The following is a 12,297-nucleotide window of genomic DNA, read 5'->3' on the forward strand; positions in this document are numbered from 1 at the left end:
TGTAGAGCGGGTGAGGAGGGGTTGGGTTTTCCCCTCCACAAAACATAAAAGAAACTGACGCTCACAAAATCAAAAAGTACGGTTTTATAAGCTTTCGAGCACAAGTTTCTTAGGATAAGTTGCGGAAGCTAACGCCGACGCTGCAGGCTCTGCAACATCTCTACAGGATTGAACTGTTCAGAAATAAAATATGATTGCTATATCTATTTAGATAAGAATCAACCTATATCTATATAAATCAAATTAAATTTTATCCATTATTATCTTCATGACTACTTGAGAATAGAGCTTGAAGTTTAACTTAACAAGGGGTATTTGGGGGGATTTAGGAGGAGATGAAAATTACTAGCCTGAAATATACTACCCTACGAAATAAATTATGATTATTAAATGGTATATTTAATTGAATTATTACAAATACATATTTATCTTGATATAAGACGTTGGTTGTTAGTCAAACTATATAGTGATTAATCGTTTTGAAAGAAAATATCAATTAATTGTGTTAATTTACTTTTTTCACTAAAATAAGATTTTTGATATCGCTCTTCTTCAACAATTATTTTGCTAATTCGAGTTGACACGCAAAAAAATCATTCCTCCAGTAGTTGCACTGTATTTAGGAAGTTTGTTTTTAGTACTTAAAGGTATTTCATGTGATAAATTGAGCGAAGAAAGGCAGAGTAAAGAATACTTACTTATAATTAATACCAAATAGTCGTTCTAAGCTCAGTTCTTGATTAAAAGTAAGCCTTTCCTCCCACTCCCACATGTATTTATTTTGAGAGCAGATTGCAGCCTTTACAACCAAAAATGTGTTAGCAATTGGTCATAAACAAAGAAATCACACAATCTCGGAGCAATTCAGTTTTTGATTACTATTTTTTTGCACCCCGATTTCTACAGACAATCTGCGACAGAAGCAACTCCTACTTAGCTGCGACTCAACAACGTCCATGCCATAAAATTATGTACGTTCGTGTGAAGCTAACAACATTGTTTTCTGTTTTAACTCCCACCAATTTATTTGCCTTGGCTTGGAAACATCAAGACTCACGTCACACCTCTAAATCAAAGCTAATATTTTCCTGGAGGAGTAAATATTGTGTATCAAGGAACAGGAGATGAGTAGACACTATGTGACTATTTTCCACAAATCCCTGCACATTTACTGAAATAAAATTAAACTGTAAGTCTTAAGTAGAAAAAATTTAGAAATCATCTTTTTTCTCTAGCACTGGTGCCTTTATGTAAGGACAACAGTTAAAATCTACGAAATTACTCGTCATGAAAATGTTAAGAACACCTTGGTATCCTAAAATTCTTTTCTCATGTACCCTTACTTACATGCTCAAGTAGTAAAAGTTTGATTAAATATACATAACAAAATATTAATTTAATTTAACTTTTGTAAATGTTTTTGAATTTTATAGTCATTGTCATGGAGCAAAAATGTAAAAACTAAAAAAATTAATTTTTTGAATAATTATTCACCCCCATTCTTGCTGGCTAGTTAAATCCTTCTAGCTGGGTTAATATTGGGCTTTAATAGTTCGAATGTTAAACCAATCCAGATTGAAGAATTCAACTTAGATCCTTAGGGATTTCAAGGAAATTCTTCCGGGTATCTTACAGCGAACAAAGAGGTACCTTAAGGTGAAAGGGGACTTAAGTAATTACAAGCAAGTAAAGACAAAACATTCCAGTCAAGAAGCTTTTGGTTTATCTCTTTAACTTAACTTAATGAATTTATTATTTTGTGTAGATGACAGTCCTTCCAAAGTTGTCTCTAATCATTTATTTTCGATTAGAGCAACTTTTGCTACTTTACTTAAGATGACAATGATGTACTGAGGAGTCGTAAATTATTATGCAATTACTTCCACGACCTCAGAATGATAACCAACTATCCGAAAAGTTGGACGCTGAGCAACGTTTGGAACAACCAATGCTAAAAGTCATTGAAAAACCGGAGATCGCAACTAGTTCTAGTATGATCCCAGCTCCAGGCCCAGGTTTAGGTTACCCTGAGGATTCGAGACTGCGTCAAAGAGTAGCTATTTTTATCGACGGTGCCAACCTGTTTTATGCAGCAATGCATCTTGGATTAGAAATTGATTACACCAAACTACTACGTTGCTTGACTAGAGAACGGCATCTTCTAAGAGCTTATTTTTATACTGGTGTAGACCGAACTAACGAAAAACAACAAGGTTTTTTGTTATGGATGAGTCGTAATGGTTATCGGGTTGTAACTAAAGAACTTGTCCAGTTCCCTGATGGTTCCAAGAAGGCAAATCTAGATGTAGAGATTGCCATAGATATGATGAACTTTGCTAGATACTGCGATACTTTGATACTACTTAGTGGAGATGGTGATTTGACCTATGTGGTGGATAACATCACCTATCAAGGAGTTCATGTTGAGGTCGTTAGCTTATCTTCGATGACAAGTGAAAGTTTAATCAGGGTGGCTGACTTTTACACTGACTTGGAAAATATTAAGGGAGAAATCCAAAAAGAACCTGGAAGTTAGCTTATAACTTGGCAGTAATGTAAAAACTGCAACAAATAGTGAAAACTTTATAGGGGATTTATGCTAGGTTCTTATGTATCCATGGCAGAGTACTATATATGAATGCAGCAAATTTTTGCCGCATAGTAATAAATCATAAAATAGGGATTTATCAAAAATCTCATATTTTGCTTGTACGCTTGGGAAGAAATAAAAGCTAATATCCTTGAGGCTGTGAATAGAAATCTATCTAAATAAATTTATTTATCGACAACTGTAGACTGTTAGCAAAATAATGCATTATCCCCCCTCAAAAGCCAAAATTGCTATTTTCATAGTTATCTACGATGTGTATTTAATTACAACAAACTGTAGAAATTATAAAGACAAATAAGTTTTCAATCACTATGGGGTGTGCAGCGCATACTAGTTGAGAGTTAATTCATTCCTCTTATAAATAATCTGCATTCATTGGTAACCCGGAATCTCAACTCAGAACTACAGTTCAAGATAAATAAGTAGGTGGGTAAAGAAATTTGTTGTTCCTTATTTCTTCGTTTATTTCAATAACAGTTCTTAGGATTAAAAATTGATTTTCTACTGAGAGTGCTTTTACTTCACCAAACTATAAGAGTGTCATGGTAGTTAACTTCTCATTGTTAATCGCCAGCAAAAAGTGCTTGTACTCATCAATTTGTTTGGTATCGCTATCGCGACTAAACTTATTTGCCTAGATTCTAGTTCCAGAATGAGTACGTTCATAAATAAACATAACCCGGTTTTAACAAGTAACCGGGTGATAAAAATTTATTTATCGAGCGAGGATTTTCTGAGGAAATAGGTTTGAAAAAACCAGTAAATAAAGTCTAGTCAAGAAAACCCATTAAGTTATAGCTGTCATCAATTTCATTTGATGCTACTGGTCGGTTACCCATCACAGAATAGGTTTCTGATAATTGGATATTACTTGCAGCAATTGGACGAATTCCAGAAAGGTTCATTGTACTTACAACCTGAATGGTATTCGCAGCAATTGGACGAACTCCCATTAGATTAACTGTTTCTACTATTTCCAAGGAACTAGTACCAATAGGACGCGAACCGGCGATCGCCATAGTTCCTGCTACTTCGAGATCGCTGGTAGCAATTGGGCGAGTCCCAGCAACGATTAATTTACCATTTTCTTCGTTTTTGGGGTTAGATTCTTCATTTGTGGACATGTTAGCAGCTTTTCCTCCCTTATCATCTTTATTCAAAGCTTCACTTGAATTCTTTTCTACTTCCACTTTTAATTCTTCCTTATTTTGAGTCGGTTTTTGCCTAGAACTTGCTTTTTCTTCATTGCTGCTAACGCTCATAAGCTAATACCTCAAAATTGATAAATGAATTTTACTTAGGTTTTGAAAATGAAAATTTTGAAAGATTGAAATTTTACTTATTTATTAAATTTTAACTTTAAAAATCCTTGACTATATATAAGTATCTTCAAGTTTGATACATAAGTCAAACTTAATGATTAATATTTGTAAAGATTATTGTCTGTTTTTAGCATTTACAAGATGTCAATACCAATTGTAAATAAATTGGTTCGCTGAAAAAAATCAGCTTTAAGGGAGTCAGAGGTTAGAAAGTTAAGAATAGGAAAGAAGTCAGGATTCAGTTTTACTCTAAAGGGTAACAGTATTCGTTACGATGAGAAGGACTAAAAGCGTCTTAGAAATTTGATGGTAGACTTTTCTTTGCAAGCTCCTTTTCAACCAACAGGCGATCAACCAAAGGCAATAGCCCAACTTATTGATAGTATTAACTTTGGAAATCGTTTTCAAACTTTGCTGGGAGCTACTGGTACCGGAAAAACTCATACAGTAGCAAGAGTAATTGAGAATATTGGTAAGCCAACTTTAGTATTAGCTCACAATAAAACCCTTGCGGCTCAACTTTGTAATGAATTAAGGGGATTTTTTCCGAAAAATGCCGTTGAATACTTCGTCAGTTATTACGATTATTATCAACCAGAAGCCTATATCCCCGTTACCGATACTTATATTGAAAAAACTGCACAAATCAATGACGAAATTGATATGTTGCGACATTCTGCAACCCGTTCTTTATTTGAACGTCGAGATGTTGTTGTTGTAGCGTCAATTAGTTGTATTTATGGCTTAGGAATGCCAACAGAATACCTCAATGCAGCTATTCCCTTTGGGGTGGGAGTGGAAGTAAACCAACGTGAAGTTATTAGAAGTTTGGTATCAGTTCAATATAACCGTAACGACTTGGAAATGGGACGGGGACGCTTTCGAGTTCGCGGGGATGTTTTGGAAATTGGACCAGCATATGAAGATAGAATTATTCGAGTGGAATTTTTTGGTGATGAGATTGATGCGATTCGTTATGTTGATCCAATCACAGGAGAAATTCTTCAGAGTTTAGAAGCAGTAAATATCTATCCCGCACGTCACTTTGTCACTCCTAAAGATCGTTTGGAAGAAGCTTGCACTAATATTCAAACTGAATTAAAACAACACAAAGCCCAATTAGAAGAAGTCAGTAAATTACTCGAAGCACAGCGGATCGATCAACGTACTCGCTATGACCTAGAAATGTTACGGGAGGTCGGTTATTGTAATGGGGTGGAAAATTATTCCCGACATTTGGCTGGAAGACAACCAGGAGAACCACCAGAGTGTTTAATTGATTATTTCCCTAAGGATTGGCTATTAGTCATAGATGAGTCCCATGTTAGTGTTCCCCAATTGCGGGGTATGTATAATGGCGACCAAGCTCGGAAAAAAGTGTTAATCGATCATGGTTTTCGTCTCCCTAGTGCTGCTGATAATCGTCCTTTAAAAGCTGAAGAATTCTGGTTAAAAGTAAATCAGTGCATTTTTGTTTCGGCGACTCCAGGGAATTGGGAGATTGAAGTATCTGATGGTAATGTCATCGAACAAATTATTCGACCTACGGGTGTAGTTGACCCTGAAATTTTTGTACGTCCTACCGAAGGTCAAATTGATGATTTGTTAGGTGAAATTAAAGACCGGATTGACTTGAATGAACGAGTATTAATTACTACGTTAACTAAGAGGATGGCAGAAGATTTAACCGAATATTTAGAAGAGAAAAATATTCGAGTTAGGTATTTACATTCAGAGATTAATTCCATCCAAAGAATAGAAATTATTCAAGACTTACGGGAAGGCCATTTTGATGTTTTAGTTGGTGTTAACCTATTACGAGAAGGCTTGGACTTGCCAGAAGTTTCTCTTGTCGCAATTTTAGATGCAGATAAAGAAGGATTTTTGCGTACCGAACGTTCGTTAATTCAAACTATTGGTCGGGCAGCGCGTCATATCCGAGGGCAGGTTATTATGTATGCCGATCGCTTAACCGATAGTATGAAAAAAGCTATTGAAGAAACCGAACGTCGCCGTAAGATTCAAACTGAATATAATCAAGAAAATAATATTACGCCCCAACCAATTATTAAAAAGTCAAATAATGCTATTTTATCTTTCTTAGAAGTTTCCCGCAGAGTAAATCTACAGGACTTAGAAACTGTTGATGAAAATCTTAATGAATTACCTCTAGAAGATATTCCTGACTTGATTAATAAATTGGAAGCAGAAATGAAAGAAGCGGCAAAAAACCTAGAATTTGAGGAAGCTGCGAAGTTCAGGGATAGAATTAGAAAATTGCGTGATAAATTAGTAGGACGTTAAATAGTTCATTTTTTGTTTATGGCTTTTTTACTTTTAGTAGCAATTAGAGATAAATAATTGGGAATTGGGAGTCACTAAAATACATAAAATACAAATTTATAAGTCATATTTGTGTTTATGTTGGTTCTTTTTTTGTACAATTATTTAAATTTTTATTTTTCTATGTGCCTACTAATTTTATTATCATAATTAGTCTAACTCTGAGTTTTTATTTAGCTATTTGTGAATCCAGTTGTCATATTTTAAACAACTTAAATAAAATTATTTGTGTTATATTTAACTTGCTTTATTCCTAGTGGAAAGTGAGATTTTAAATAATGCTTAACACTATGATGTTTTGATATTAATACTTTTTAAGCTGTAATTAATGTTTACTCCCTGAATTGGACTCATCGATGAAACTTTAAAGTTCAGTCAAACGTCAATTGTGTCAAGCAATAATATAATGTGTGATTTAATCTAGATTGTGTTTCCATAGTCTAGATTAGTTGTTTGTAAAAATTAAAATCCAAATAGAAATACAAGTAAAAATAACTAAACTCCTAATTACTATGAAACTCCACTATCAGTTATCTAAACTACAAACACATTGTTTTAAGTCGCTTTTTATACTGTCATTTGCAATTGTATGTGCAATGTCTTTCGATACTCCGTTGCGCAATAAAAAACATCCCCTTCAACTGCCAAGTGCGATCGCACAACAATCAGGTCAAGGTCAACCACTACAAATTGATGGTGACCTAATACAATATGATAGTAAAACTCAGGTAGCAACAGCCCGTGGCAATGTGCAAATGTTGTATAAAGCACGAGGTATTCGAGCAACAGCAGCCCAAGCACAATTGTTTAATCGCGAACGTCGCATCGTTCTTAGTGGTGATGTGTATATTTTGCAAAATGGTGCTAATAGTATCCGGGCTGAAGTCGTCACATACTTAATTGATGAAGGGCGATTTGTTGCTCAACCAAAAGCGAACCAACAAGTACGATCTGTCTACATCGTAGATGATGCCAACCCTAATAGTAACAATACTACAGCAGCACCTTCCACTCCTGGTTTTAAACGCAGAAATTAGTATTGAAAACTCAATAAGGGGTGTATAAATTAGTTGTGAAAATTCTTTTAGATAATATACATAAATCTTACGGTAAGCGAGAGGTCGTCAAACGCGTTAATCTTTCTGTAGCGCAAGGAGAAGTGGTTGGTTTGCTCGGTCCGAATGGGGCTGGTAAAACAACGACCTTTTACATTACTTCCGGTTTAGAAAAACCAAATCAAGGAACGGTTTGGTTGGATAAGCAGGACATTACTCCCTTATCCATGCACAAACGAGCCAGACTTGGTATTGGTTATCTGGCACAGGAAGCGAGTGTTTTTCGTAACTTGAGTGTCCGGGATAATATCCTTCTAGTAATGGAGCAAACTAGCGTTCCATCGGAAGAATGGTCAATTCGCTTACAAACTTTACTAAAGGATCTAAGTTTAGAAAAAGTCGCTAATTCTAAAGGAATTCAACTTTCTGGAGGTGAACGGCGAAGAACAGAACTAGCAAGAGCTTTAGCTGCAGGAAAGGATGGACCCAAATTTCTACTTTTAGATGAACCATTTGCTGGAGTTGATCCGATCGCAGTTGCCGAAATTCAAGAAATTGTTGCTCAATTGCGCGATCGCCACATGGGAATTCTAATTACAGATCACAATGTTCGCGAAACCCTTGCTATTACCGATCGAGCTTATATCATGCGTGAGGGAGAAATTTTAGCTTCGGGAACTCCAGAAGAACTGTATGCAAATCCTTTAGTCAAACAGTATTATTTAGGCGATAATTTTCACGTCTAGCAAACACCGGATGAAAATTAGTTCCACATTTTGGTTAAAAATTTTGTCTGATGAGTAAGGGAAAAGGCAATGGGAAATGAAGAACAAATAAAAGGTAATATAACTCGATAGTAAATATCCAAACATTTTACTTGTCTGTCTATTTGTTTGTCATTTTTAATTAATTCCTATTGATTTACTTCCTCATTCCCAATACCCAATCTCTAATACCCAGAGGCTATGACTATAGCTACGCTACCTACGGAGCCGTCACCTGCGGATCTGCCGACGCCGCAGGCTCTATGCCGCAAGGCGGCGGCGGGCACGAGTGCTATCCCCATCCTCAGCAACTACTACTAATGGCTAAACAAAAGTCCTTTTATACCCTAAATTCGCTACTACCATTTTCGATAATGGATCGATACCTCGCAAGCGAATTACTACCACCATTTTTATTTGGTGTAGGGGCTTTTTCTTCTATTTTGGTATCAATTGGTGCTGTATTTGAACTAATAAGAAAGGTCGTTGAATCTGGTTTGCCCCTAACTCTTGCTGGACAAGTTTTTCTTTTAAGACTACCAGAATTCATTGTCTTAGCTTTTCCCATGTCCACGCTCCTTGCGACCTTAATGACCTATAGTCGCCTTTCCAGTCAAAGTGAATTGGTTGCTTTGCGTGGTTGCGGGGTCAGTGTCTATCGAATGGTTTTAACTGCAGTAATACTGAGTTTATTTGTAACGGGTCTTACCTTTATTTTTAATGAACAAATTGCACCAGTAGCAAAATATCAAGCAACAATAACTCTTAATAAAGCTTTAAAATCAGAAAGACCCACGTTTAAGCAAGCAAATATAATTTATCCGGAGTATCGCAGAGTCAAACAAGAGGACGGTAGTAAAGAAAAAGTTTTATCGCGTTTATTTTACGCCGATCAATTTGACGGTAACCGAATGAAAGGTTTGACAGTAATTGATCGCTCTCAAGAAGGTTTGGAAACTTTAAGTCAAATTGTTATTGCAGATTCTGGTAAATGGAATCCATCGGAAAATGTCTGGGATTTTTATGACGGTACTATATATTTGGTATCTTCTGACAGTTCCTATCGCAATATCATCAAGTTTGAACACCAAAAACTCAAATTACCCCGAACTCCGCTAGACGTAGCACAAAAAAGCCGAGATTATGGTGAGATGAATATTGCTCAAGCGTTGGAGCAATTGGAAATTGAACGTCTCAGAGGTGACGATAGAAAGATTCAGAAACTCAAAGTTAGAATTCAAGAAAAATTTTCTTTACCTTTCGTTTGTGTAGTTTTTGGGTTGATTGGTTCGGCGCTGGGAAGCGTACCCCAAAGAAGTGGGAAAGGTACAAGTTTCGCTCTTAGCATTGTAATCATATTCACTTACTATATAGTATCTTTTTTCGCTAGTGCCTTAGGGCAAGCAGGTATTCTTTCTCCGTTTATGGCAGCTTGGACATCCAACTTTTTGTGTTTGGGTATCGGTATCTTTTTATTGATGCGAATCGCAAAACGTTAGGTTCAGTTATCAGTTATCAGTTATCAGTTATCAGTTTTTGATTAGTGTTTCCTGGTTTTTATTTTCTGTTCACTGTTCACTGTTTACTGTTCACTGATAACTATTTAATCTTCATAATAAATACGACATTCTGGTGCATCTGGGTTTGCGGCACAGTATTCTTCAAAGGAAGCTTTGGTAGATATAATACTTTCAGCTTTTTGATTGATTGCTTGTGCTTGTAGTTCTTCAACCGCATCCCAAGCTGCAGTGCATACCTTAGAACTAGCACCATAAATTGCACAAATAGTGCGAGCTTCTTCTACTGCTTTTTGAATTACTTCTTCAAACAAAATAGCTTTGGGGCTATCAATAGTATCATTTTTAGTCAGAATATCTGTAACTGAAATTGTGCCTAATAATTCACCTTGAACTACAGGTGCGGTGTGGATACCGGTATTAGCGAACATTTTGGCTACATATTCTATACCCAGATCTGGATTGATGATAATACAGGGCTTGGACATAATTTCAAAGACCCTTACCTGTTTGGGGGATTTACCGTAAGCCGTTACCTTATAGATAATATCTGTTTCCGATACTATTCCATAAGCGTCATATTCATGACAGCGCTCGACAATCAAAGCTCGTATTCCATGATTTTTCATCAATGTAATTGCTTCTGCAACAGTCGCTGAACCCTTGATCGTAACTACCTCCTTGCTCATGATATCTTCGGCTTTCATCATTGCTTTAGCCTCCGGTTGTTAAACTAATTGGGGGTAATTATTAATTTGCTCAATCAATTACTTTTTTGATTGACAAGATTTAGGTGTTTACGATTTGGAGCTTAAGATTTAAAGCTTAGATTCAAAGTTGAGATTTAAAGTTGCAATTTAAAAATTACTGCTGCGATTATGTAAGTATTTTGAGATAAATATTTTTGAGATAATTTTGCCAGAATTTTACTAAAATTAACTAAAGTTTATAGATTTTCGCTATGAATTGAGCAGTTTGAAATATATGTTTTGAGTTTGAAATATCTATTTTGAAGTATGTAGCTTGGAGTTTTCTATTAAGTTTCCTCTAGCTGCAATATTTCTGTTTGACGATCGCTAGAGAAGATATAGACAAACTCACCCAAATATTAACCACATTCACATGGGGAATAAATTAAGAATGATGACATCTGTCTCAGGATTAGAGATGAATTATAAGGAATTGCAATTAAGTGACATACAACTAAAACATTGAGAATTAGCGTCAAGGAGTATTTCACTTCTAACTCCTGACTCCTGACTCCTGAATTTTTTATGTTTCCTATTTCCTTAGTTTGTTGAAACAGGAAAATACTATGAAAGAAAAAAGTAAAAACGGAGAGGGGGGGATTCGAACCCCCGTTGACGTTGCCGCCAAAACGCATTTCGAGTGCGCCGCATTCAACCACTCTGCCACCTCTCCAAACAAAAATATTTAATTGAAATAGACCTGAGTCTAGAAGAAACCAAAAGTTCCGCATTCTATTCTAACAAGAGTATCACGAGTTGAGAATAACCAACATATTCTTTTTTCTAATTTGTTCCCTATCTATATTTAATGCTTAACAAGAGTTAATTTTATACTTGCACTTGGTAGCAAATTCTGTAACGAGAACAAGATAAAAGGGAATTTAAGCCTAAATTTAAGAAAAAATAGACAATTATCCAAAATAAACATGTAATGCTTTTTCAAGACCTTAGAGACTATCAAATTCTATTCCTCACTTTGTTTTTAGTCTTGGGGATTGGGACAAGGGATTGGACTGTACGACCGGAATTAATTTTAATCGCTATTGCAACTTGCCTAATAACCCAATGGATCTTTAGTCGAGGAAATCAGTCTAAAGGTGATAGTTCAAATTCTTCTAACTCAAATTCTTCTAACTCAAATTCTTCTAGCTTGAATTTTTCTCACTCAAGTTTTGCTAACTTAGATTTCTTAAACTCCAATCTTTCCATCCGCAGCGCCTTAATTACTTCCCTAGGGTTAAGTTTGCTTTTGCGCGCTGACCATTGGACAACTATAGCCATCGCTGGATTTTTTGCAATCGCTAGTAAATTTATCTTTAAAGTAGGGAATAAACATTTTTTTAATCCAGCTAATTTTGGCATCATTGCAGCACTGATATTAACCAATGATGCTTGGGTATCCCCAGGACAGTGGGGGGAAGATTGGTGGTATGCAATGTTATTTCTTGGTGCTGGTGGAATAATTTTGCAAAAAGTTGGTCGCTGGGATACTACAGCAGCTTTTTTGGGTACTTATGCAGTTTTAGAAGGTATTCGTAATTTCTGGTTGGGTTGGACTTGGGATGTTTACTCACACCGTTTAATTAATGGATCTTTATTGCTGTTTGCTTTATTTATGGTGACCGATCCTCGTTCAATTCCTAATTCTCGTATCGGTAGGGTTATTTGGGCGATCTGCATCGCCACATTGACTTTTATTCTGAGGAATTATTTTTTGATGTCCACCGCTGTATTTTGGGCACTATTTTTACTTGCACCTTTAACAGTACTGTTTGATGCAATCTGGACTGCACAGCGATTTTCTTGGAGTAGTCAAGGAATTGGGGATTCAATCTTAGAGATTAGGGATTAGAAAGTATTAATTTTCTTTCCTATGTCCGTAACAAGTCAGCGCTTGATGGAGTAAGAAACAAGCAAAAGAACAAAATTAATCAAT

Annotated in this window: 8 protein-coding genes and 1 tRNA gene; 6 read left to right on the forward strand and 3 right to left on the reverse strand. The window is 35.8% G+C overall.

Annotated features, from left to right (window positions below; genetic code table 11):
* The first annotated feature begins 1,870 nt into the window (after positions 1-1,870).
* Complete coding sequence (locus tag QNJ50_RS10270) at positions 1,871-2,536, forward strand: NYN domain-containing protein (protein WP_300634940.1); 666 nt, start codon at positions 1,871-1,873, stop codon at positions 2,534-2,536.
* A gap of 845 nt (positions 2,537-3,381) precedes the next feature.
* Here the strand turns inward: QNJ50_RS10270 and QNJ50_RS10275 are convergent.
* On the reverse strand, positions 3,382-3,873 hold the full coding sequence (locus QNJ50_RS10275) for a hypothetical protein (RefSeq protein ID WP_300634942.1): 492 nt from the start codon (positions 3,871-3,873) through the stop codon (positions 3,382-3,384).
* 366 nt (positions 3,874-4,239) lie between these two features.
* On the opposite strand from QNJ50_RS10275, the gene uvrB reads away from it, so the two are divergent.
* The 4 genes from uvrB (at position 4,240) to QNJ50_RS10295 (ending at position 9,594) form a co-directional block, all read left to right on the forward strand.
* On the forward strand, positions 4,240-6,237 hold the full coding sequence (gene uvrB / locus QNJ50_RS10280) for an excinuclease ABC subunit UvrB (RefSeq protein WP_300634945.1): 1,998 nt from the start codon (positions 4,240-4,242) through the stop codon (positions 6,235-6,237).
* 635 nt (positions 6,238-6,872) lie between these two features.
* Positions 6,873-7,313, forward strand: a complete 441-nt coding sequence (locus QNJ50_RS10285; protein ID WP_300634946.1) for an LptA/OstA family protein — start codon at positions 6,873-6,875, stop codon at positions 7,311-7,313.
* A gap of 35 nt (positions 7,314-7,348) precedes the next feature.
* A complete protein-coding gene (gene lptB / locus QNJ50_RS10290; protein WP_300634947.1) occupies positions 7,349-8,077 on the forward strand; it encodes an LPS export ABC transporter ATP-binding protein in 729 nt (242 codons plus the stop codon).
* A gap of 392 nt (positions 8,078-8,469) precedes the next feature.
* Entirely contained in the window at positions 8,470-9,594 is a 1,125-nt protein-coding gene (locus QNJ50_RS10295) for an LptF/LptG family permease (RefSeq protein WP_027841753.1), read from the forward strand.
* A 104-nt stretch (positions 9,595-9,698) separates the two neighbouring features.
* Here QNJ50_RS10295 and QNJ50_RS10300 read toward each other — a convergent pair whose 3' ends face one another.
* Complete coding sequence (locus tag QNJ50_RS10300; RefSeq protein WP_300634948.1) at positions 9,699-10,322, reverse strand: CP12 domain-containing protein; 624 nt, start codon at positions 10,320-10,322, stop codon at positions 9,699-9,701.
* Between the two features lie 625 nt (positions 10,323-10,947).
* Positions 10,948-11,034: transfer RNA gene (locus QNJ50_RS10305), tRNA-Ser, on the reverse strand.
* Positions 11,035-11,292: 258 nt separating this feature from the next.
* Between QNJ50_RS10305 and QNJ50_RS10310 the strand changes: the two genes are divergently transcribed.
* Positions 11,293-12,213, forward strand: a complete 921-nt coding sequence (locus QNJ50_RS10310) for an RnfABCDGE type electron transport complex subunit D (protein ID WP_300634949.1) — start codon at positions 11,293-11,295, stop codon at positions 12,211-12,213.
* Positions 12,214-12,297 lie beyond the last annotated feature (84 nt).

The sequence above is a fragment of the Mastigocoleus sp. MO_188.B34 genome, assembly GCF_030065675.1.
Classification (GTDB): domain Bacteria; phylum Cyanobacteriota; class Cyanobacteriia; order Cyanobacteriales; family Nostocaceae; genus Mastigocoleus.